The organism is Dysgonomonas sp. GY617, from assembly GCF_015233815.1.
GTDB lineage: Bacteria > Bacteroidota > Bacteroidia > Bacteroidales > Dysgonomonadaceae > Dysgonomonas_A.
In genome coordinates this window covers 127,654-152,115 of sequence record NZ_JADCLR010000003.1, presented here as the reverse complement: position 1 = coordinate 152,115, position 24,462 = coordinate 127,654, and the positions used below count along the sequence as shown (strand labels likewise).

Sequence of the window (24,462 nt, the reverse complement as noted above, 5' to 3'; positions counted from 1 at the left end):
AGGCTACCCGATTGGGCAGCCTCTTATGCTATATATACTTTATAAGTATTTTTTATTTCGCAGCTTTTGCTTTATCTTCTTTTCTTTTTAAGAAATCATAAGCAACCGGAGTCGCAATGAATACTGATGAATATGTACCTAGTATAATACCTAGTAACATTGCAAAAGTAAAGCTTCTGATTGAATCACCACCTAATACAAAGATACAGATCAATACAAGTATTGTACTTAAAGAAGTACTAACTGTACGAGTTAAAGTTGTATTAAGAGAGTCATTTATATTTAATGCGATGTCTCTTAAAGGAAATGCATTTCTTCTCTCACGTACACGGTCAAAGATTACAACCTTATCGTGAATAGAGAATCCAACTACTGTTAAGATTGCCGCAATAAACGTTTGATCAATTTCTAAAGAGAATGGCATGATCTTGTGGAAGAATGAGTATGCGAATATCACAATAGCAGCATCGTGAGCAACAGCAATAATTGTTCCTAAAGAGAAAGCTACATCTCTAAATCGCAGTAAGATATATAGTCCCATACAAATGATAGCCAGAATAACTGCACCTACGGCTGCCGTCTTCATATCATCTGCCACACTAGGACCCACTTTTTGAGAACTTTGAATATAGTCATCAATAGTTTTACCCGATGCGATGTAACTGCTAAGAGCAGTATTCATTTTATCTTTAATCTCAGTTTCAACTTCGTCTCTAGCATCTTCAATCTTATAGTTGGTAGTTATTCTTACTTGATTGCTTGAACCAATAGTAATAACACTAACCATAGACTCTTCGCCTAATACTGGTTTAAGAGCATCTGTTATTTCTTCTGTATTTACTGGATTATCGAAACGTACAATATAGTTACGTCCACCGGTAAAGTCAATACCATTGTTTAATCCAAGTGTGAATATAGAGAGGATACCTAGTATGATTACTGCCAAAGATGCCGCATAAGCTTTTCTGTGTAGATTCAAGAAATTAATCTTAGTATCCATTAAGAAATTCTTAAGTGGTTTTGACGAGAATGTCAAGTTAGCAAACTTACCTTTAGAGAAACCATAGTTATAAACCAAACGGGTCATAAAGATAGCTGTAAAGAATGATGCTGATATACCAATGATCTCGGTAATAGCAAAACCTCTGATAGCTCCTGTACCAAAATTATAAAGGATTAAACCTGTTATAATAGAAGTTAAGTTAGAGTCAAAAATCGCAGAGAATGCATGTTTGTAACCATCCTGAACAGCAGTCTTCACATTCTTGCCTGCTCGCAACTCTTCTTTTGTTCGCTCATAGATAAGAACGTTAGCATCAACCGCCATCGCTAAGGCTAGTACCAAACCTGCAATACCTGGTAAGGTAAGAACTGCATGGAAGGACGCCAGGACACCCAGAGTGAAGAACAAGTTGAGCAATAAAGCTGCATTTGCAATCATACCTGGAATGAATCCATAAACCAAACACATATATGCCATTAAAACAATAAGTGCTACAACAAAAGAGATAAGTCCCGATTGAATTGCTTCTTCACCAAGAGATGGTCCTACAATATCTTCTTGTACAATACGTACACCAGCACGCATTTTACCAGATTTAAGAACGTTTTCTAAGTCTTTCGCTTCTTCTACTGAGAAATTACCAGTAATAGAAGAGTTTCCTCCTTCGATACGGTCATTTACATTTGGTGCTGAATAAACATAACCATCAAGAACGATCGCAATTGAACGACCTCTTTCAGCTCCTGTAATAGCAGCCCAACGTTTTGCGCCAGTTGAGTTCATTTGCATGCTTACACCCCAACCTTGACCTTGTATCTGATCTGCACTTGCAGTAACAATAGCTTCACCGTCTAAAGCTGGTCCTCTTTTAGTACCATCACCACGAAGAGCAAATAATTGGAATATAGTTTCTTTATCATCAATAGCTTTAAAGCCCCATGCAAATTTAAGATCTGTTGGATACAAATCTTTAGATGCGCGTAATATTGTATTAATAGATGCAGTATCTTTTCTGTCAGCTATACCTACAACAGAACCTCCACCCCATTTTCCATCAAAATATTCGAATAATGATTTTGTAAACATTGGAGTTGATTCCGATTCTATTTGAGTAACAGAAGCTACCGACAATGAATCAGAAGATGTAGAATCAGCTACAGCTACATTATTTGCTGGTGTTTTAGCCGCTAATAATTCTGTACTTCTTGAATTGATAGCACCTAAATAACCTTGAATATCTTGAAGGTTATAAGTTTTCCAGAATTCAAGATTTGAATTTCCTTGCAAAAGTTTCTTTACACGTTCAGGTTCTTTAATACCTGGTAGCTCAATAAGTATACGTTCTGCACGATCTAGTTTTTGAATGTTAGGAGCAACAACTCCAAAACGATCAATACGTGTACGTAATACATTGAAAGAGTTATCTGCTACACTTTGTAATTCTTTTTCAAGAACTTTCTTTACAGTAGCATTATTATCCGTTGGACTTATTTGATCCTTTAATCTTGCACCAAATACAATAGCTAATTTTCCAGATTTGTCAATAGCTTCATATTTTTCTACAAATAAAGTAATAAAGTCTTTATTACTTCCTTTACGGTTTTCTTCTACAGCTTGTTGTAAAGCTTTGTTGAATTGAGCATCTTCTTCATTAGCCAATGAGCGCAATACAGCAGCAGCATCGATTTCAAGAATAACGTTCATCCCACCTTTAAGGTCAAGACCTAAACCGATTTCTTTTTCTCTGGCTTGTTTTAGGGTATATCCCAACCATACTTTTTCTGTAGAAATAGAGTCCAGATAATGACTCTGCGCATTAAGATCACCATTAGAGTATTCCGCAGCTTGTTTTTCATAATATCTCGTCACAAAGGAGAAGGATAAATAAAAACAGCAAACTACAGTCAACAAAATGGCAAAAGTTATTACAAATCCCTTGTTTTGCATTTTAAAGTTACTTTTGTTACTATTTGTTTATTTTAATATTTAATTTTCAATGATATAGATTCCAAAACCTTTTGTAGTTATAAATACATTTAAATAGTATAATAATGCAGATATATCATAAGAAACGGCTCAGAACACGACTTAAGCGTGCAAATATAATCTTTTTTATCTTTTTCTAAAGTGAAATAGTAGCTTATTTTAAAAACCACCAATCCTCGCAACTAATCAACATCTATTAAACATTAGTTATCAATATCTTAAAAAATATTTTCAAAGATACACTTATATTTTTTCAAAATAGGCTTGCGGATACAAAATATTTGCCATACTTTTGCAACCGCTAATGAGGCATGGCGGGATAGCTCAGATGGTTAGAGCGCATGATTCATAATCATGAGGTCCCGAGTTCAATTCTCGGTCCCGCTACAAAAAGGTTTACATTTTATGTAAGCCTTTTTTCGTTTATTACTGAAAACACAAACCCTCTATTTTCAATATTTATCCACCATTATTTTGCCCGCACTCTGCTTTTGAGTATATTAGAAAATTCTCTTGAACCAAACTGATCCCGCATGAAACTATGAAGCTCAATTGCGGTCAGAATTATTATCACAAACGACTTTCTTGAATCTACTGAAATCTTAAACCTAAATTACAATACTCTCCATACCTATGAAAATACAATCTTAACTATATTATTCTTACTAATATTCTATCCTATAATTGGTCAGAGTAACAGCACTATGTCGGATTCGGTCTCGATAAATCTCATAAAACAACTCGAAGAATTGCCGGAAGAGAAAATTCATCTACACATTGATAAACCTTACTATATATTAGGTGAAAAAATATGGGTGAAATGTTATTTAGTTGATGCATCAAGTCATTATCCGATAGATGCAAGCCGTTATATTTATTTAGAGTTGGTTACTCCATTGGGAGAAGTTATACAACGGATAAAAGTACGTCAGAATAAGGGTACATACAGTGGGTATATTCCATTAGAAGATGATTTAGCAGAAGGCAACTATACCCTGAGAGCATATACAAACTATATGCTTAATGTTGATGAAGATTATTTTGCTTACACAACTGTGCAAATAAAAAGTCCTATTTCCACATCAGTAGAAGCTAGAGTAGATTTTAATTTAAACACAAAGGATCAAGTGGATGTGAAAATATCCCTTATAGATGTAAAGAGTGGACAACAAAAAGATTTAGATGATTTAATTGTTTCTATAGACAATAAAGAGCCTAAGCATATAAAGATAAATAGATATGATTCCGTTGCTCAATTAACTCTAAAAAATGGTAAAATATTGTATCTGAAATATGGTAATTATGAGAAGTATATTCAGATACCGACATCCGATAATGAGTTTGATGTATCTTTTCATCCCGAAGGAGGTTATTTGTTTGAAGGACTATACTCTAAAGTTGCATTTAAAGCACTAAATGCAAAAGGATGGTCGGAACCCATCTCTGGTCATATTATAGATGAAACAGGACTCAAAATAGCCAAACTGGAAACACTAGATAAAGGGATGGGCTTTTTTTTCTTAAAACCCGAAAAAGGTAAAACATATTATGCTAAATGTAAAAACAGCAAGAATATCTGGAAACAAATACCTCTACCCATAGCAAGAGACAAAGGATATACCTTGAGTGTAAACACTGTAAAGAACAAGATATACATATCAGTACTTAGTACAATAGATTCTAAAGCAAGTGAACCTCTACACTTATTGATCCACACAAGAGGGATTCCCCAATATTCTGGAAATTGGGACGCAAAGAGTAATGTTCTCATACTTGATAAAACAGAATTTCCTTCGGGCGTTTCACAGATAGTACTCTCAGATGTAAATAAAAATCCACTTAGCGAGCGTTTGTTCTTTTGCCTGAATAATGATCAGGCAGCTATTGCTTTTTCACCTGATAAAGCCTCCTATAAAAGCCGTGACTACGTTAAGTCAAATATAAAGGTCACAGATAGTAATAATAATCCATTGAATGCAAACTTGTCAATATCGGTTACTGATAACAAAGATGTAGCTATCAACAAAAGTGAAAACATATTGTCAACCCTACTTCTGTCTTCTGAACTAAAGGGTTATATAGAAAATCCAGCTTCATATTTAGACAAGGATTCCAAAGCCAACCAGATAGCTTTAGACCTGCTAATGCTGACACAAGGATGGAGAAGATATAATGTACCTGAAGTCATAAAAGGAAAAATACAGAAGCCCAATATTCCAATAGAACTTTCTCAAAATATATCGGGAGCAATAGAAGGTGGCTTATTTAAAACGACTACTCAGAAAAACAGTAAGGTCAGTTTATTATCAGTAAAGAATGGGTATTATGATGAAGTTATGACTGATGAGATGGGGCGTTTTAATTTCGATGGATTCGAATTTCCCGATAGTACTAAATTCGTAGTACAGGCACTATCTAAACATGGCAAAGATAATGTTATCTTGACGATAGATAATCAGAGCTTTCCTCTAATATCAAAAGGCTTTCGATCTCCTATATTACAAGAAAATGCTCCTTTAGCACATTATGTAGAGAAGGCAGAGCAAAAGTATGCAATCGAGAAGGGAATCCGTATGGTGTTTCTTAAAGAGGTTTCAATTTTGGGCAAGAAGCAAGATAAAGAAGCATCATATTATATGAATATAGCGAATAAAACCTTTTCAACAGAGTATATTGAAAAATCGGGAATGTCTCGAATACAGGATATAGTACGTAATACATCGGGAGTTCAGATAATAGACAACAAGGTTTACATAACAAGAGATGCACAAGTAAGATATCCCGCACTCATTTTAGTTGATGATCAACCTATGGATAAAGATTTTGATTTGAATGTTAAACATTTCAGATATTGAAGAAATAGGAGTCATAAAGGGGGCTAAGGCTGGTAGTCTGTTGGGTGTAAGAGGAGGAGCAGGAGCAGTTGTGATACGAACAAAAACAGGAAAGTCTAAAAATATTATAGAACCAAAAGAAGATAATATAAAATCTATTATGCCTCTTGGATATCAGCAACCAATATCTTTTTATAGTCCAAAATATGAGACAGTAAGAGAAATAAATGATAAACAGCCTGATTTGCGTACAACAATTTATTGGAATCCAAATATCAATACATCCTCATTGGGTGAAGCATCTGTTGATTTCTATACGGCAGATTTTATAACTGATTATTCAGTTGTTATTGAAGGCATGACTACGGATGGAAAAATTGTATATGGAATTAATGAAATTAAAGTGACTAACTAATCAATATATATAACCAATTTAAAAATGCTAATAATTAGGTTTATTGCCTCTCTTTTCTCAGATTGACTTTTTTGTTGTTTCTTTGTGGAAGGAATAGGAATAATATATTTCTAAACTAAACACTCTAAGGAAACTGACTTTTAAACACTAACCGACTTTTTATATGAATTTCTCATTCATTATATACATCAAAACAATCATTGTTTTGATGCTCTTATCTAGCTGTAATAATATATCAGGTCATTCACTTGAGACACAAGACACAGCAACAGAAGCTCAAAAACGATTAGAAGAGAAAGCTAATGAGGCTATGGCTTTCTGCGAAAAGAACAATTATAATACAGATTTCTGTGTATTGATTGATATGAAAATTCACTCAGGACGAAACCGCATGTTTGTCTGGAATTTTAAAACAAAAAGCATTGACCAAAAAGCTTTATGTGCACATGGGTGTGGTAAAGGTGAAAATTTAAGTACAGGAGCAAAACCAGTATTCAGCAATACAGATGGTAGTTTATGCTCTTCTGTGGGCAAATATAAACTAGGTATACGATCATATAGTCAATGGGGAATTAATGTACATTATAAAATGCATGGACTCGAAAAAACGAACAATAATGCCTATAAGCGTATTATTGTATTTCATTCGCATACACCTATGCCTACTAAAGAAATATATCCACAGCATTTACCAATGGGATGGAGCTTTGGATGCCCCGTTACAAGTGACGAAATGATGAGATATATGGACAAGAAATTACAAACCAATAAAAAGCCCACCTTAATGTGGATTTATTATTGATTTGTAATTTGCGTAAAGAGAGATATTTGTATTTTAGATAGATGCTATACTTATTTTTCTAAAATTGAATCAATAGCCGAAATACCTTGCCTGGATTTTCTTGCCACTTTATTAAAGCGTTTTGAGCTTCTTCGGGCTTATAGATTCCGCTAATAAGTTCGTTAATAGGGCATGTCCCTTTTTTTAGATATTTTATTACACTTCTAAAATCTTCAGGCATAGCATTGCGGGAGCCTCTAATATCTAATTCTTTTTGAACAAAATATTTAGTTTCGAATGCTATTTCGCTTTTTGCATAACCAATGCACACTACCCTACCTGTAAAAGCAACTTCATTTATAGCCATCTGATACGTTATAGGTGAACCCACTGCTTCGATAATTACATCAGCTCCCAACCCATTAGTTAAATTGCCTAAAACTTCCGTTACATTTTGGGTTTTAGAGTTAATTGTATGATGTGCTCCAAGACGTTTTGCTAATGCCAGTTTTTCATCATCCATATCTACAGCAATTACCGTAGCACCTCTTATTACAGATCGAACAATAGCTCCAACACCAATCATGCCACAGCCTATAACCATTACTGTATCAAGGTCAGACACCTCGCCTCTCGAAACGGCATGGAAGCCTACACTCATAGGTTCTACTAAGGCAAAATCTTTAGGCGAAAGTTGAGAGTCGCCATCAATAATAACTTTACTCCATGGCACAACAATATATTCAGCCATTGCGCCATTGCGCTGAACTCCGAAGGTTTCATTAAATTGGCAGGCATTAGGACGACCATTTCTACATGATGGGCAATTTCCGCAATTGGTATATGGATTTACTGTACATGGCGATCCTACTTTAATATTTGATGGAACTTTATTTCCAACAGCGTCTATAACTGCTCCAATCTCATGTCCTGGAATTACTGGTAGTTTTACCATTGGGTTCTTTCCTAAATATGTATTTAAGTCTGATCCACAGAAACCAACATACTGAAGTTTTACTAAAACTTCGCCTTCTTGAGGTATAGGTTTTTCTAATTCAACCATACGAACTTCGCCAGGTTGAACAATTTGTATTGCTTTCATTATTATTTGTTTATTCCGTTAACTTCAATCTATTACTTTATATCCTTTCCATCCATAATAGGCACAGAAAAGGAAGCAGATAAGTGGTATAATATAAGCTATCTGATAGATATGCTCATTTTGATCCATAAAAAAGGCTGTTAGCTGTGGCAAACAAGCATTCCCTACAATTGCCATTACTAAAAAGGCTGCCCCACTTTTGGTATTTGATCCCAAATCTTTCAACGCGAGAGAAAATTGTGTAGGATACATGATCGACATAAAGAATGATACTCCCAACATAGCATAGAGTCCTATCATTCCGCCAAATACAGCTATTACCACACATAATATAACATTGACTATTGCATAGAGGAGCAACATATTCTGAGGTTTGAATTTACTCATAAACAGTGTACCTATCCATCTACCTAAAAGAAAAGCGAGCATATAGAGTCCAAAGAAAGTTGTAGCTAAATCTTCCTCCATTTTAACATATACACAGCAATATACCAGAAACAGGCTATTAATGGCTGTTTGCCCTCCGTTGTAAAAGAGTTGAGCAATTACGCCCCATCTCAAGTGGGAACGTTTCAATACTTTAAAATCGATCAATTTGTCTGAGTTATCTTCGGCTTCCTCTTCTTTTATTTTCGGAAACTTAAAAAAGACAAACAACACAGCTATAAGTACTAAAACTAAAGCTAATACGAGGTAGATTGATTTCATGGAGTCAGTTTCGAACTGAATATAAGCTTCCCATCCTCCTAAATAATCAGTAGGCAATGTATCTCTCGTGTATGTTTTTCCACTGAGAATAAGCTTACTCAAAAACATAGCAGCTATAAAAGCTCCTAAACCGTTAAACGATTGTGCTAAATTGAGTCTTCGTGCTGACGTATTAGGATCTCCCAATGCTGTAACGTATGGGTTTGCTGCCGTTTCCAGAAAGCACATACCCGTTGCAATAATGAAAAATATGCCCAGATATGCCCAATATTCCTTTATATTGGCGGCAAATAGAAATAGAAAACCTCCGAAAGCGGCAAGAAGTAATCCTAGAATAATACCAGATTTGTAGCTGTATTTTTTCATAAACATAGCTATCGGAATAGGAAATATAAAGTAAGCAAGCCAATAAGCGGTTTCGGTAAATGATGCTTCGAACGTATTAAGTTCGCAGGTCTTCATTAATTGCCGAATCATGGTTGGCAGAAGGTTACTACTGATTGCCCATATAAAAAACAGGCTGAAAATTAATATTAAGGATCCTCTGTACGTGTTGTTTTTCATTCGGACATATTTTTGATATAGGGTAATTCTACTAAATCTTTTAAGTTATAAAATCGAACAGCGTTTTCTCCCAAAAACATGCGCTTTTCATTCTCCGGAAGTAAATCAGACTTCAAAATAAAGTCGTATGACATACGATAAGTTATAGCTGTGATTGTACGTGGATAATCTGATCCCCACATCAGTTTTTCCATTCCTACAAGTGAGGCAGCTTCTTTTATCGCTAATACTGCTCCTTTGAATGGATAAAACTCATCATTAAATAACCACGTTATTCCTCCTGATTCAATCATTACATTTTTATATCGGGCTAACTTAATCTGTTTTTGCCAGTTAGGGCGGTTTACCATCCCGAAATGTCCTATTGCAATACGTAGGTCGGGATACTCGGAAATTACTTCTCCCATTTCTGCAATTTGAGTGTCGCCTTCTGCCAAATCAATAGAAAGCAAAATGTCTTTTTCTTCCATCAATTTAAACATCTTCATCATTTCAGATGATGTCAGGAATGTTTGCTTATGTGGTTCTATCAATCTTTCGGCAGGAATCTTAATCGCCTTAAACCCTTGTTCTATTAATTTCTGAACATGCTCAAAATAACCAGAGCTACGAGCATCAACCATGCCACAACATAAAAAGCGATTGGGATATTTTTGTTGAACTTCCCACAGATAACCATTCTGTAAGCCGTCTATATATTCTTGTGTAATAACTGCCGCCGATACTTGGGCATAATCCATATTCGATAAAAATATTTCAGCAGTGTTACGTCCGTCAACCATGAATGGAGGAAGCATTTGGCGAACTTCTCCCATAAAAAGTGAGCGTCCATTGTCTAAAGTTTGTATTTTAAGACCGTTTACTTCTGTATCTTGTTTCAACCAAAGGTGAGCATGTGCATCAATTATTTTAATATTTTTCATGATATGTAGTTTGATTAAGGTTAAATAGCAAAACAGACCCTTAGCTATTCAACCAAGTATCTCGAAATCGCGATTTAAGGATATCTTGTACTTCTTCTAATAATTGAGTATCTAAAGGTTCTTCAATCCACTGTAAGTTCTGAATAACAGCTTCCGATCGTGTAGTACTAAATAATGTTGTTGCTATGCGTGGATTACTCACTACATATTTTATAGCCAGCTGTTCGATGTTTTTTCCCTTACTTTTGCAATGTTGTGCAGCTTTCTTACAAAGTTCTATTAAAGGTTTTGGTGCTGGGTGCCAATCGGGAGCTCCTCTTTCTGTTAATAATCCCATAGAGAAAGGAGAAGCATTAATAACCCCCACTCCATTGGTTTCGAAATAATCCAGATAATCACTAAGAGCGTCATCATTTAAGCAATAGTGACAAAAAGAGAGAATGCTATCAACTGTTTTTGGAGGTACATTATCAATAACATATTTAAAATGTCTCAATGCTAGATTCGTAATGCCAACATATCCAACAACACCTTCCCTTTTTAGTTGAACTAAGGCGGGCAATGTTTCATTACAAATCTGATCTAGATCGGCAAACTCAATATCGTGTATATTAATCAAGTCAAAGTAGTTGACATTCAAGCGCTCCATACTTTGATATACACTCTCTTTTGCTTTTTTGGCTGAATAGTCCCAAAGATTTATACCGTTCTCCCCATATCGACCTACTTTAGTTGATAAATAATACTTCTTTCGATCAATTTCTTTTAAAGCTTTTCCTAATAAAATTTCTGATTTTAAATGTCCGTAATAGGGAGATACATCAATGAAGTTTATACCACCTTCAACTGCTGCATGCACCGTTTTTATACCTTCGGCCTCCTTCAACGAATGGAAAACTCCACCCAATGAAGAAGCTCCAAAACTCAGAGTAGACACCCTCATGTCTGTATTTCCAATTCTTCTGTATTCCATTTCAATTCTTCTAAAATGTTATAAGGTCTCAGACCTTTAATCCTTTATCTAGTTATATCTTCGAGATATTATGCCAATCTTTACTTTTTATTTAATTTGCACTCTAATACATGTTGTCCTGAGCCTACTATTCTTTTTGTATCCTTGCCACCGGGTAATATAATAGTAGCACGAGTATTAACGGGTACATCAACTGATAGGTAGAATATATCATTCTCCACTTTCCAGCTTACTGCTATTTTTCCATATAATGTTTCGTGATTAGCTTTTACCCAAGTTAAATCACCCACAGGTTGTGGCTGTATTGTAAACTCTTTGAAACCGGGTGTTGAAGGAACGATTCCTGCTAAACTTTGGAAAAACCATTCGTCTATCTGCCCCATCATGAAGTGATTCCATGATGCACCTTTACGTGGATCCCATTGTTCAGTCAAGGTTGTTACACCAAATTGTATTTGAAAGCCATACCCCGGAGCATCGGTATGATTATTCATTAAATACATTAGTTCGTTCTCGTCATTTAGAGCCAAAGCCTGAAACAAATATCTATTGCCTACATCACCCGTAGTCAATCGATTACCTCTTTGCTGAATATCTGCTTTCAGATTTTGTAGTACAGCAACTTTGTTCTGTGGCTCTACTATACCCATAAATAAAGCTACGGCATTACAAAACTGACTACCTGAGCCATATTGCATCGTGTTTTTATCTAAAAACTTTTCATTGAAAGCTTTTCTTATATCTTGAGCTAAAACAGTATATTTCTTCTCATCATTAGACTTGTTAAACATCTTTGCAGCCTTTGCTAACAAATGTGTAACATAGTAATAATGAGCTGTAGCCGACACTTCAACAGGACTATTCATAGAGAATCCTGCACGATGTTCTCCATAATCGTACCAATCACCCAATCCATGAGAAACTATGTGATCTGTTGATCTTGAAGTTAAGTAATCTACATATTGCTTCATCACATAGTAGTATTCCCCAATCAAGGCATTATCACCATAAAACTGATAATACATCCAGGGTACAATAACCGCAGCACCACCCCATTCGGGAGAATCTCTGAATACTTCGAGCCCTTTGCCAAACTCTACATATTCGGGAACTATATTGGGTACAAGTCCATCAGCTTGCTGTCCGTCTGCTATATCTTGCATTACTTTTGGAAAGAACTGAGTCAAATCCCAATTGTAAAGGAGCCCTGGACCATTTAAATGAGTTTCTTCTAGCCATCCAAGTTTTTCGCGGTGAGGACAATCTGTAAATACCGACTGCATATTACTTCTCACTGCATTTTTAATCAACTGATGTGCTTTATTAAAAATCTCGTTCGAAGATTCAAAATGCCCATTCTCATTAGTTGAGTTATATATAAAGTGCGATTTTATATCTACAATCAATGGTTTATCTGAACCATCTGACGATAATACATTAGCCCCGTCAATCTGAATATATTGAAAACCATAGTAAGTAAACTCAGGGTGCCACTCCTCCACTCCATCACCTTTTAATGTATAGGAATATATATGCGGTCCTCCCGATTGCTTTTGAGAAACTTTTCCTGTCTCTTCGTTCAACAACTCACCTACGGTAATTTTAACTGTCTGTCCTTTCTTTCCTGTGACTTTTATTTCGGGGTAACCCGAAAGGTTTTGTCCCATATTCAAGACATAGCTAGTATCTATTTTAGACATCGATACTGCTCCATATTCTTTAATACTACGAACACTTGTGATCTGTTGGGCACGAAGAATTCCTTTTGGAGCTTCTTGGATAACAACCGATTTCCATGACTTATCATTGAAACTTGGTTTATCCCATCCTTTTTGTTCTAAGCGGGCATCGTAGTCTTCGCCCCCAAAAATATCATTGAATGTTATAGGACTAAGTGCGTATTTCCATGACTCATCAGAAGTAATTATTTCACTTGTGCCATCCGTATAATACACATGCATTTCGAGAAATAAAGTTGGAGGTCCGAAAGAAACCCATAATTTCCGATAACGATTACCGACTGCATTGTAAAAGCCATTGCCTAATGTTATTCCGATAACGTTTTCTCCTTTATTTAGTAAAGTATCTATCTGATAAGTATTGTAATAAACCGTCTTATCATAATCGCTCCATACGGGAGTGAAAATATCTTTACTTACTTTCTTGCCATTTAAAGAAAGGTTATAATGACCCAAACCCGAAGCATGAACAATTGCTTTGTCCACAGTTTTGCTTGTATTGAAAGATTTTCTCAATATAATACTGTGTAGTGCTAATGGATTTATTTTATCATACAGCTCTTTATATTCGAGTTTCTTAAAGGATGGACTATGTAGATCACGACGCCCTATTGGTAAATTTGAATTTGCTTGAGTAATTGCACCAATCCATTGTGTTTTTGTGTTATTAAAATCGGGTGCAGTTTCAAAAAAAGTATTTTTGCTTTCACTCATTTTTCCTTTTGCATCCCACACTTTTACAGTCCATAAATAGCGTTTACCTTTTTCCAAAGGTTTCCCTTTATAAACTACTAATTGACTTTGATCGGATTTTACTTTTCCCGAATCCCATACTTTCACGCCATTAGATGTAAGTATTATCTGATAAGCCGTTTGTTTATCTCCTTGGACATTAGAAGTCAGCTTCCACCCGAAACGAGGATTAGCTTTATCCATAGCCAATGGAGTTTTCTGCATTTCACAAGTCAAATCCTTAATATCTATAGGATAGACATTAAAAACAAAAAGTGTAAACAATATCAGAAGCAGAGAATATTTAATGTTGTATTTCAGAATCATAGTTATCGGTTTTATGCTTGCCATAGTAATAAAATGTCTGGGACCTTATCTTATAGAATCGTTCGTATCATTACATCTTATAGGTTAATCGTTCTAATTTATCAGATTTAGCTACAACTTTTCCGTCTAGCATAATATAAAATCCTTTTCCTCTTTTGTACTTGCCTCCTGTTTTATCCCAAACGATAGTAACCGTTTTTCCATGATAAGGAACGTTATCTAAACAGAACCAATCCCATTTATCCTGAGGTATGAGGGGATTAACTTCTAAAGTATTATCGGGACGAGGTTTTAAGCCTATCAATCCAGAGATAATCAAATCATTGAAAGTGGAGTGATTATAATAACGGCTGCGTTCCTGATCGCCTTTAAGCCAGTAGCCTGTTACTTCATCCTGATACTCTCCGATATAAGGTCTTCCTCTGTGATACTGACTTTCTACATATAATTCCATATGACGAAAATAAACACTGTCATTTACTACATCTTGTTTGTAATTATTTAATAGGTTAGCCATAGCTGTTAAAGTTTGTGATGAGGCAAAAGGCCAGATAGCTCCATCCCACTCACATTTACAACATCCATGAGAACGAAATTCGGGATGACGGCGTTCTGCTGTGGTAAGTCCATAAGGAGCACAAAAACCACCTTCGTCTTTTACTTGTGACCATGCTTTTGCAAAATCAGTCTTATTGTCGGGAAGATTAAAATACCAAGGTATATAACCGATCGCTTCGCGTACCAAAGCAAATTTTCCGGGTTCTCTTAATGTTTCAAAGAATATACTATCTGAGTTCCATAGTTGATTTTGAACCAAATTCTTAATCTCAATAGCTTTATTCTCATATTTCTGAGCTGTGGCATTGTCTCCTTTCAATTTGGCAACTTCCGATAGAGCTTTTGCATTACCAAACATATAAGAATTGATAGTTGGGCGAGCATATTTCTTACGGCGTCCGCCACTAATGGTTTCTTCCATTCCGTCTTGTACATCTCCTTGCCAATATAATCCGCTTGGTAAGCGATGATCTCCCTCCCATGCTGCATATTCGCTTTCCAGATCGGGAAACATGTCTAACAGATAGTTTTTATCTCCATCCACCAAATATTTATTATAAAGTGCATCGGATGTCCAACTACTGAAACTACGAAGCTTCGACATAGGCTTGCCCTCATTTCCTCTAAACCAAACATGTACATATTGATTTAGATATTTAGGATCGCGTAACCATCGGCTTTCATAGATATGATGCCCTAAAGCACAAGAGATTAAATTATATTTATCAGCATACGAACGATTTACTAAAAATTCGGTCATTATATAACCTTCGGGAGTTTCTTTGATGTGTTTTCTTAAAGACCACCATCTGTAATAGAACATCTCTTCGAAATTATTTTGAGGACATTCAAACAATGGTATATTGGCTTTCATCCACTCCCAAGACTGAGCATTTGGAATAGCTTGTGCTATATTTTCGTCTTCCATTGTATTAAAATAATCTGCATAACGCTTATAATCATCCACATTTAGAATTGCAGCATGATTTGCTGGATCATATGTTTTTAGGTATGAGATATAATATTCGGCTCTTTGCTCCTCTGCTCCTGCATTTGGCAAATCAGTATCTCTGTCAGCCACATCATTAGGAGTCGGATCGGTCGGTAAATCACCCGTTCTGAACACAATTCTTTGGATAGATTCTACGGGATTAAAAAATAATTTTGTAGAAATCTCCTTATTGTTGATTTTCATTGTCAGGCTTCTGGTAGAAGTCGATAAAGAAACATTGATGTCATAAATAATTTCTGCTTCATAGGGTATTAAGGTAGCATATCTAGCTCCGGTTTTTAATTTTATCAAACCGTCATTATCAAAAATGATACGGGTACAAGCATCGCCTTGAGCATTTTGAAACTCAACTTGTAGGTTTCCATTCTTATTTTGAGCAGACAGAACCGAGAAAGAGGCTTCTAAATTCTTAGATTCGGGAATCACTCTTTCTACTTTTGCATAATCAAATGGATCCCAGTCTTTCAACGAAAGCCAACGTTTATTATCCGATCTTTTTTCTATTTTGACAGGAGCCCATAAGGGACTATACACATTCCAAGTATCTAGCTCTTTGCTTTGTGGCATCAAATCAAAGGTTTCATCTGCATGACTAATCGCTTTATCTGTCACGGGAACCGGAACTTTTGACACCCATATATCCTCTTTATTCACACTATATGTTACCCACATATTACCATCGGGAGGCGTACCATTAGTTTCAAGAATACCTCTTGGATATTGAGGTCCTCGTGACTTATAGTTTCCACCATAACGCATTGATGCTATATCTCCATGTACAGAATATAAATTAGTGTAATTCAATCCATCTTCACTTGTTGATACAGCCAATGGCCAACGAAACTCGGATGGGTTATAAACGGTAGCAAACTTTCCATCAGAGGTTCTTTGTCCCCATATTTTCGCGTTACTATTTACAAAGCCAACAGCACGGGCAACATTTCCCGGCCATGTTTTACCTCCGTCTTTGCTTATCGTAGTTAGGGCATGCTTCCATAAGGCAACAACATCACCATTATTTAAATGATAATAACTGAATGCTTTGTATTTCTTCTTCAATGGAATAAGGGCATCATTACTGTCCGATTCTTCAACCCATTGCATCATCATCAAAGGGTTAGCCATTAATTCATCACACGCTGCAATAAATGCTTTATCCTTGCTCTTTTTATAGAAAGGATAAGCTGTGTTTTTCTCGTTCCACGTTGGATTGTAATGTATAAAATAAATAGGTCCGTAGCTTCCGTCAGCTTTTATTTCTCTTACAACACGTCCTATTCCTTTTCCATCATTCGGATCATCTTTCTTATCAAGACAAATACCGTAAAAGCCAATAGTTAGTAAACGATTACTTTTTGATACATAAAAACCCATACGTTGATGCATTATAGCGTATAAGTCTTTTGCAACACCATTATATCCGGCTTTGGTTGTACCATCGGGTACTTTATATCTCGGGAAAACAATTTCGGGTTTAGTCCAGCTATAGCCGTCTTTAGATGTTTGCAACAATGTATGAGATGGAGGTATATGTTCACCAACAGAATCACTTAAATACTGCAGATAATATGTATTGTTCCAATATGCCAGAAAAGATTGGTGATTGTAAGTCCAACCGAAGCCATCACCTTTTTCGGGATGCTCGCGATTGGCACGCATCGTTTGAATATTGTGAGTACCTACCGCAGGACTCAATCGTCCATTGTGATAGTTCACATTAGATAATGTTTTTCCCGTATAAAAAACACCATCTTGAGCTTTGGATAAGAAGATGCTACTCAAACAAAGTAAGGATAGTATAATTGATTTCTTTTTCATAATAATCATTTAAGGTCACAGACCAAAGCCTGTTCAAATTGCACTTTACTAAAATTATAAAGAGGTCTGAGATCTTAATTTATTCAAAACACTTTCGGGAGCTTTAAATATAGTTCCATGTTTATGTCCAACAGGAATCGATATTTTATCATTTATATCAGTAAATGTTTTGAAATCTTTTGTTGATACTGCATCATAAGACTTTTTATCGTAAGCATCAAAATAGATAAGCCATTCATCTCCAACTTTCACTACTGAAGGACCTTCTGTAAAATTACCTGTAAAGGGTTCAGATGGATTAATATATTCTCCCGCTGAAGTTGTCGCAAATGCTACTTTCATATTTCGTTCAGGACGTGTATTGTCTTTGAAAACCAGAACATAATCAGCCAAATCTCGTTTAACAATCACAGCATCAATAGAGCTATATCCGGGATCATAAAGCAATTCTGCTTTGGTAAAGTCTTTAAAGTCTTTTGTTTTTGTGTAATATAAGCGATGGTTATTATCTTCATCTTCTATTCCTTTTTCGAATTTGAATGGAATTGTTGAAGCCCATACAATAATAAAATCGTTTGCTTCGTCATCATAAAATAATTCGGGAGCCCATACATTTACAGTCGTTGTATCGAATGCCATAATGGGAATATACTTTTGTTCCGACCAATTAATTAGGTCTTTAGAAGAAGCATATCCAAAGGCGGGATCTCCCTTCCAACTGCAAGTCCACACCAAGTGAAATGTACTGTCGGGTCCTTGAACTATACTGGGGTCACGCATTATTTTTTGCACCCCTACTTCGGGTTTTAGGTATATTCCCGGAATACTGTCCCATTTATATCCATCGTAACTGTAAAGGAATCGAAGCCCTTCGGTAGCCGGTTCATGAAAAGAAGTAAACAGATATACTTCTTTTTCGGGAGTTGTATTTTCTGTTTCTTTTTTACTAGTATTACAGGATATCAGAAGAACTACTAGTCCTAATATATATAAGATTGATTTTTTCATAGTATTTATTTTTTTTGTAGCCATATAACTACATCCTTAGCATCAGTATTTTTTAATTGAACATGGGTTCCTCCTTTTATTTCATTTTTCTCTTTTACAATTGAGCCATCTGTAGGATTAATTCTATTTACAATAAATTTGCTTGCCACTTTAGATAGATCTAAATCTATTGTTGAATTGCTCGTATAAATAATGAAGCCTTTACTTTCATCTCCCAATACATATTGATTTGTACTATTGAGTGCTTGTAGTGGTTGCATAGAAGAAGCTGCTTCTAAGAAATTTTTATTAGAGATACGAGGTAAATTAGTCAAAGAGCCACCTGCCATAAACGAAGCCCATGCTTGTTGCGGATATGAGTTCGAAAAATAGGTAACTGCTTTTGCATATTTTGTTTTATATTCATTCACAGCACGATAAACGGACTCAAAAGAAACTTTTCCTGGTTTAGTCAAACGGGCATGTTGGCGTGGAGCCAAGTTTAATCCTCCCTGAGGTTCGTAAGTTGTACCGTCTTCACGATAAAACCAATAACGAATATCTATAATATCAACTATTTTTGAGCGGATAGGATCAGCTAAAATAGCATCCTGTACATCCTTTGTTGCACTAAGAGCGATAAGAGGTCTCTCCCCGGTTTCGGCTTCCCATTCAGCAATTACATCAAACCAAAACTCCACAAAGTGAAGAGGTCCTGTATATTCCTCACTGATAAGTTGAACCACACTGTTATTGCCTCTGAAATTCTCCAAACATTTACGAATAAAAGCACGGTGTAACTCTCTTCTTACGGGATGATTTATATCATAAAACTGCTCAGCCAAAAAGATACGTTTATCTCCCGCATAAGGTGCAGGTTCGGGAAATCCTGTGTTATTTATATTATTTGCCGGTCTCCAAGGACTATCAGCCCAATGTGCACCTGCTTCGATAATATTATGTTGAAAATAATTCTGATGGAATAAGATCAGTTCTTTCTGATCTGCCAAATCCACAAATTGACGAAGCCGCCTCCAATACCAGTCATTGTATTTTGTTAGGTCATATTTACTTAACCCATCATAAGCTGTACCTTCCCCACTACGGGCAAAAGGTTGCTCATAAAACGGAGGCCATACTTCGCCATTTATACGTCGAATGCGTTCGTGATCGTCTCTTCGGCGGTCGTACCACAAACCATAATTATGATCGAGAATAAGAACATGTTCTTTTTTCATCCAACTACCAACTGAATCTATATCATCGGTTAATCCGGTACCTGTTCTTCCTGGAACAAAGCGTGTTAAATGAGGACTAGCCGATTTTTTCAGATAAGAGGGCTGAACAGTTCCATTCCACCATTGTATATTGTGCTTTCCTCCTGTTTGAATTGTATTATTTCTTACTAACCATCCGTTTTTTATAGACAATGGTGAAGTAGTCGCCATTGATTTACCAGTAAGTAGTTTATTGTTTTGTCCAAAGGTTTTAATACCTGCTTTTTCAATAGGAATATTGCTATTCGAGATAAGAGTATCTATCCATTCCGAAAGAGTTAAAGGTGTTGTATATGCTTTCTTGGTTAATTCTTGTGCAACAGCTATTTGTGGAGAACTAGATGCCTCTGTTTCCACAGCCAATAAATTCGACCTCTCGGTGTATTTATCTCCCAAACGCCCTTTCAATTGTGCATAATACAAGCTTCTGGGATTGATATGATTATTGCTTTCGTTCCAATAACCGTTTCCTGAGAACTCAGACCATGAACCAAATGCCCAGTTTTGAGCTGTGGGGGGTGAAAAACATTCCATCAGAGATGCTGTGCATTGCCAGAATACACTATTTGCTGCATTCCAGCCTGCCCCTTGTGCTTCTTGCATCCTATTTCTATAGCTCAATGCATTACCGTTTATATTAACTATATCAAATAATACTCCCGAAGCCCAACTATCAACAGGACCGCTAAAGCTATAAGGCAATTCTGATTGGCATTGTACAAAAGCATTAGGGCCAGCAGCACAAAAACCTAAAGCAAAATCGTGATATCCTTGTTCTGCATACAATCGTTGAAACAAACATTGTTGTCCAGATGTAAAGAATGTGTATCGGCGTTGTCCTCCTATTTCTGAAATTGGGTCTAGTGATTTACAGTTTTCTACTGTCACACGTTTTGCCGATTCGAGTACAGCAACTGCCGATCCTGCAAAATGTTTGAATATAACACTGCGTATCCATGCATCAGAAACATTTTCCAATGTTATTGCCATCCATGCATGTGCTTCATCTTTAGGGTTATTTAAGTCGTATTCCGATATGTAAGATAAATTTTCAATTCCTACATTCGAAATTCGACCATTCCAAGTATAAGGTATTATAAATCCTCCACCATATTTTTGATCTAAGGCGGTTGTAAGAGGTGCATCAAATGTTATTTTATTTCCATTTACCGAAGTAATTGTTCTGTCCCAATAAATATCCTGCTCCGATGGTTTCCATCCTAGAGATGTTATACCTCCACCGAAGTGATCTGTTCCTAGTTCTTCAATCCATTCTTTAGTTGAAGGTCTTTGAATTAAAATATTATCTCCAATTTTTAATCTATGATTGGCTGATAATGTAACCGAAAATGAGTTTACAGGCACGTAATCATCCGATATTTTAATTGCTGAGTTTAATCTCTTATTATCTTGTCCTAAAACACGAATTAATGTACGGCGATCTTTTCCTGCTGCAATAAGATTTGTTCCATTCTCTCCTACACCACTACCGCGAATAACGATTCCTGATTGTTGGACTTTTAATTGTCCTTCAATTTTAAAAGAGCCTTTATCTAATAAGATTGCTCCCCTAAATCCATTATTATCGAGAGGTAACGAACCAATATAGTCTATTGCATTTTGGAGAAGATTGGTTACATCTCCATCTTGCCATGCTATAAATATCTTTGCATCAATACTTGGAATCGGTTCGTCGGATGCTTTATAACCGCAATAAGAGAAATCGGGTATTCTATTATTTAAGTTATCAGGTGAATAAGAAAGCATTCCATCTTTAAATACTATAGGGGGTATTGGTTTAGGCGAATCCTTTTTATTCTGAGGAAATACATTGATTCCCACAGCTAAAAAAAATAATAAACAAACACATATCTTTTTCATAAACTACTTTTAAGGTCGTAGGCTGATTTGTTATTCTTATAAATATAAAATACTTATTATTGTATTACATAATAACAATGAAACTTGTCAAAGCTCTAAAAGGTCTGTTACCATTATAATGTTCCACCTTTTGCTTTTATACGTTCTTCCCATGCTTTTCTTTCTTTCTGAATATCATATCCTTGCTTCGAAAGATAGTTATTGAATCTACCTTTATATTTACCAAACCATTCATGCTTTCCTTTCGACGATGCTGCACTCATTGCATGTTCGCGAGCTTCTACTAACCAAGCATACAATTGTCTTTTTTCTTCAGGTTTTAATGAGGGTATCATATCTAAATATGAGGTATATGTAACTTGCACTACCCCATAAGTCATTCCATCTTTTACTTTCTCTATCTGATCGTTTGTCAGATAAGCCGAAAGGGCACCTATATAAACACAATGCAGATTATATAAATTTGAATTCAATTCTGTATCTAATGCTTTAATAGTATTTTCTTTTGCTGTTTTATCAACTATATTTTGTTTGGCGTTTTTGATGTCTGCATCCGATTTATCGTGTAATTCTCCTAAAGCTTTATATTGGGTTACAATAACTTGTGTAACTGCATCATAAACAGCTTTGTCTTTAATGTCAAGAGTATTAACTATCTTTTCAGCTCTTTGAGTTAAAACCTTGGTATATTCTTCCTCTTTGTTCTGACTAAAAGCAGATAAGGAGATTAAAACAGAAACAAATAATATAAGTGATTTCATAATTCAGATTTCTAGTAAGGTCTCAAACCTTTTTATTGTTTTAGTAACTATAACAATCTGTTATAGTCATAAAATATACTAATTGATGCTTGTATATTATTTATATATACTCATTTTCAAAAGAGTAACTGCACAGCCTAAGCCTGTACAGTTACTTTCAATTCAAAACTATTATTAAACCTAAAATAAACTCTTTCTTTTTGCTAAGGTATCGTAGTTGTTACTTGGATTTTTCCAATCAACTTTTTTCTTTGGGTCTATGCCATTGATATATTTTTCAATATTAGTATATCCATCGCCATTCATATCTTTAACAGCATCCGATGGGTCGTTTGGATTCAATCCGTATTTAATTTCCCATGCATCAGGCATTCCATCACCATCAGAATCTTTATATGGTGTTCCTTTATATTCAGGATAACCTCCTACTTGTTCAATATCTGTAATTATACCGTGTTTATAAGAATCAGCAGGTAAACGGCGGTGTTCAAACTGATAGAAACTTTCAGGATTTAAGCCTTCTTTATAATATACTTTTCCTGTTTTCACTTGTTCAATAACACGTTGATCTACAATATCACGTTTTGGAAAAGTAGCGCCCACATTATCCATTACAAAGTTATAAGCTTCTTTTGCAGGCATAATGGGGAAAGGGTTTTCTATAGGGAATGGTTTATCCCATTTCATATTGGCAGTATAACCTTCAGTATCTTTTTGCTCTTGTACTTGAATACCTCCGTTCCAGTTATCTTTTGTTACAGCATCATTGCCTTCCATAATATTTCCGTTGGCATATACTCTACCAAAAACAAAGTAACCTAGCTTGCTACGTCCTGATTCTGGCTTAAGGATTCTGTGTCCAACAGGTTTGTCTATAGGAGTTAAAGGACCAGGTTTATAATAATTATTAATCATATTATAAAGAGCAGTGTAATCTCCACCATCAACAGAACGATGTACCCAGTTATAAATTACATTATTTACAAAGTTGAACACTCCATTCCAACCAATCGATGGATTTCGACCTGCATTATTAGCCCAAAGATTACGCATAAATGTGCAATTCTCCCCACCAAGTGTACTTCCGAAAGAGTGGTTGTAAGTATCTAATGCTTGAGAAGATATTGTATTCTGAATAGTAACATTTACTGTTGGTAGTTTCAGATCTTTAGTCCCATCTTGTGGATTAAACATATGGCGATAGAAAGATATATTCTCGTCCAGTCCCCATGAAGTAGAGCAATGGTCAATCATGATATTACCTACAGGGTTTCCGCCAAACGAATCATCGCGACGGCCCACATAAGTTTCGCCTCTACGGAAACGCATATGTCGTACAACAACATCGTGAGTATTTGCCCAAATAGTTTCACCAGCAATACAAACACCATCGCCAGGAGCAGTTTGTCCTGCAATAGTTATATAAGGAGCTCTTATGATAACAGGAGTTTTTATATGAATGATTCCCGATACATTAAAAACAACAATACGGGCTCCACCTGTTTCACAAGCTTCACGAAATGTTCCGGGACCGCTATCTTCTAAGCTTGTAACTACAATAACTTTTCCGCCACGACCACCTAAAGAATATGCACCACCACCTTCAGCTCCCGGGAATGCAGGAATTTCGCCTTGTGGCAGATCTGTTGGACGAGCTGCCCAAGGAATGTATGGACGGCCTTCTTTTGCTTGTTGTTCAATAATTGGCAAAGCTTTTTCCCAAGCAATGTCTGATAATCTTTCAGCCTCTGCCAACATAGCCTCTGATTCTTTTTTTACTTCAGCGGTAATTTTGGGATACTGTGCAAATAAGTTATTAGCACAGATTAAAGAGACAAAAGCCGTAACTACTAAAAATTTCTTTTTCATCTGGTATTTAATTTAAGGAAATTCTTTATTTTCAAGGTTTAGAAGTTTTATTTACAATAAAGGATCAACACTTCCTCTTACCTCAATTTTTGACTATATATTGTTCTTATACGTTAGCTTTTTTTATTTAGCTTGAAGTTGTAATACTCCACTAATAAATTCAGGAACTTGTTTTCCATCGTTTTTTCATAATTTCTAAATGGTATTAATAA

14 protein-coding genes and 1 tRNA gene are annotated in these 24,462 nt (G+C 35.7%); 4 read left to right on the top strand and 11 right to left on the bottom strand.

Going from position 1 to position 24,462, the window contains the following annotated elements:
- Positions 1-52 precede the first annotated feature (52 nt).
- Positions 53-2,950, bottom strand: coding sequence for a protein translocase subunit SecDF (gene secDF, locus IR022_RS04790; protein ID WP_194202830.1), 2,898 nt, complete (start codon positions 2,948-2,950; stop codon positions 53-55).
- 352 nt (positions 2,951-3,302) lie between these two features.
- Between secDF and IR022_RS04785 the strand changes: the two genes are divergently transcribed.
- The 4 genes from IR022_RS04785 (at position 3,303) to IR022_RS04770 (ending at position 7,040) form a co-directional block, all read left to right on the top strand.
- Positions 3,303-3,376, top strand: a tRNA-Met gene (locus tag IR022_RS04785).
- Positions 3,377-3,693: 317 nt separating this feature from the next.
- Positions 3,694-5,844: a hypothetical protein gene (locus tag IR022_RS04780; RefSeq protein ID WP_194202829.1), complete on the top strand. Its 2,151-nt coding sequence runs from the start codon at positions 3,694-3,696 to the stop codon at positions 5,842-5,844.
- Entirely contained in the window at positions 5,822-6,238 is a 417-nt protein-coding gene (locus tag IR022_RS04775; protein WP_194202828.1) for a hypothetical protein, read from the top strand. The genes IR022_RS04780 and IR022_RS04775 overlap by 23 nt, the downstream gene beginning before the upstream one ends.
- Positions 6,239-6,401: 163 nt before the next feature.
- A complete protein-coding gene (locus tag IR022_RS04770; protein WP_194202827.1) occupies positions 6,402-7,040 on the top strand; it encodes a murein L,D-transpeptidase catalytic domain-containing protein in 639 nt (212 codons plus the stop codon).
- Between the two features lie 58 nt (positions 7,041-7,098).
- Here the strand turns inward: IR022_RS04770 and IR022_RS04765 are convergent, their stop codons facing one another.
- The 10 genes from IR022_RS04765 to IR022_RS04720 all read right to left on the bottom strand — a co-directional run bounded on the left by IR022_RS04765 (position 7,099) and on the right by IR022_RS04720 (position 24,250).
- On the bottom strand, positions 7,099-8,121 hold the full coding sequence (locus IR022_RS04765) for a zinc-binding alcohol dehydrogenase family protein (protein WP_194202826.1): 1,023 nt from the start codon (positions 8,119-8,121) through the stop codon (positions 7,099-7,101).
- A 24-nt stretch (positions 8,122-8,145) separates the two neighbouring features.
- Positions 8,146-9,393, bottom strand: coding sequence for an L-fucose:H+ symporter permease (gene fucP / locus IR022_RS04760; protein ID WP_194202825.1), 1,248 nt, complete (start codon positions 9,391-9,393; stop codon positions 8,146-8,148).
- Positions 9,390-10,316, bottom strand: a complete 927-nt coding sequence (locus tag IR022_RS04755; RefSeq protein WP_194202824.1) for an amidohydrolase family protein — start codon at positions 10,314-10,316, stop codon at positions 9,390-9,392. The genes fucP and IR022_RS04755 overlap by 4 nt, the downstream gene beginning before the upstream one ends.
- 40 nt (positions 10,317-10,356) lie before the next feature.
- On the bottom strand, positions 10,357-11,289 hold the full coding sequence (locus IR022_RS04750; RefSeq protein ID WP_194202823.1) for an aldo/keto reductase: 933 nt from the start codon (positions 11,287-11,289) through the stop codon (positions 10,357-10,359).
- Between the two features lie 80 nt (positions 11,290-11,369).
- Positions 11,370-14,111 (bottom strand): glycoside hydrolase family 78 protein, encoded by a 2,742-nt coding sequence (locus tag IR022_RS04745; protein WP_194202822.1) that lies wholly within the window; start codon positions 14,109-14,111, stop codon positions 11,370-11,372.
- 46 nt (positions 14,112-14,157) lie between these two features.
- The gene (locus IR022_RS04740; protein ID WP_194202821.1) at positions 14,158-17,475 is read right to left on the bottom strand and encodes an MGH1-like glycoside hydrolase domain-containing protein; all 3,318 of its coding nucleotides are present in this window, start codon (positions 17,473-17,475) and stop codon (positions 14,158-14,160) included.
- A gap of 54 nt (positions 17,476-17,529) precedes the next feature.
- Positions 17,530-18,483: a glycoside hydrolase family 43 protein gene (locus tag IR022_RS04735; protein ID WP_194202820.1), complete on the bottom strand. Its 954-nt coding sequence runs from the start codon at positions 18,481-18,483 to the stop codon at positions 17,530-17,532.
- 5 nt (positions 18,484-18,488) lie between these two features.
- Positions 18,489-21,620: a DUF6298 domain-containing protein gene (locus IR022_RS04730; protein WP_194202819.1), complete on the bottom strand. Its 3,132-nt coding sequence runs from the start codon at positions 21,618-21,620 to the stop codon at positions 18,489-18,491.
- Between the two features lie 113 nt (positions 21,621-21,733).
- The gene (locus IR022_RS04725) at positions 21,734-22,381 is read right to left on the bottom strand and encodes a DUF3826 domain-containing protein (RefSeq protein WP_194202818.1); all 648 of its coding nucleotides are present in this window, start codon (positions 22,379-22,381) and stop codon (positions 21,734-21,736) included.
- A gap of 180 nt (positions 22,382-22,561) precedes the next feature.
- On the bottom strand, positions 22,562-24,250 hold the full coding sequence (locus IR022_RS04720; RefSeq protein ID WP_194202817.1) for a polysaccharide lyase: 1,689 nt from the start codon (positions 24,248-24,250) through the stop codon (positions 22,562-22,564).
- Positions 24,251-24,462: the final 212 nt, after the last annotated feature.

Bases quoted from the DNA above. Each gene is read 5' to 3' on its own strand.
- IR022_RS04770 (WP_194202827.1), top strand. From the start codon at position 6,402: ATGAATTTCTCATTCATTATATACATCAAAACAATCATTGTTTTGATG.
- IR022_RS04735 (WP_194202820.1), bottom strand. From the start codon at position 18,483: ATGAAAAAATCAATCTTATATATATTAGGACTAGTAGTTCTTCTGATA.
- IR022_RS04775 (WP_194202828.1), top strand. From the start codon at position 5,822: ATGTTAAACATTTCAGATATTGAAGAAATAGGAGTCATAAAGGGGGCT.
- IR022_RS04750 (WP_194202823.1), bottom strand. From the start codon at position 11,289: ATGGAATACAGAAGAATTGGAAATACAGACATGAGGGTGTCTACTCTG.
- IR022_RS04780 (WP_194202829.1), top strand. From the start codon at position 3,694: ATGTCGGATTCGGTCTCGATAAATCTCATAAAACAACTCGAAGAATTG.
- IR022_RS04730 (WP_194202819.1), bottom strand. From the start codon at position 21,620: ATGAAAAAGATATGTGTTTGTTTATTATTTTTTTTAGCTGTGGGAATC.
- IR022_RS04720 (WP_194202817.1), bottom strand. From the start codon at position 24,250: ATGAAAAAGAAATTTTTAGTAGTTACGGCTTTTGTCTCTTTAATCTGT.
- IR022_RS04755 (WP_194202824.1), bottom strand. From the start codon at position 10,316: ATGAAAAATATTAAAATAATTGATGCACATGCTCACCTTTGGTTGAAA.
- IR022_RS04765 (WP_194202826.1), bottom strand. From the start codon at position 8,121: ATGAAAGCAATACAAATTGTTCAACCTGGCGAAGTTCGTATGGTTGAA.
- IR022_RS04725 (WP_194202818.1), bottom strand. From the start codon at position 22,381: ATGAAATCACTTATATTATTTGTTTCTGTTTTAATCTCCTTATCTGCT.
- IR022_RS04740 (WP_194202821.1), bottom strand. From the start codon at position 17,475: ATGAAAAAGAAATCAATTATACTATCCTTACTTTGTTTGAGTAGCATC.
- secDF (WP_194202830.1), bottom strand. From the start codon at position 2,950: ATGCAAAACAAGGGATTTGTAATAACTTTTGCCATTTTGTTGACTGTA.
- IR022_RS04745 (WP_194202822.1), bottom strand. From the start codon at position 14,111: ATGGCAAGCATAAAACCGATAACTATGATTCTGAAATACAACATTAAA.
- fucP (WP_194202825.1), bottom strand. From the start codon at position 9,393: ATGAAAAACAACACGTACAGAGGATCCTTAATATTAATTTTCAGCCTG.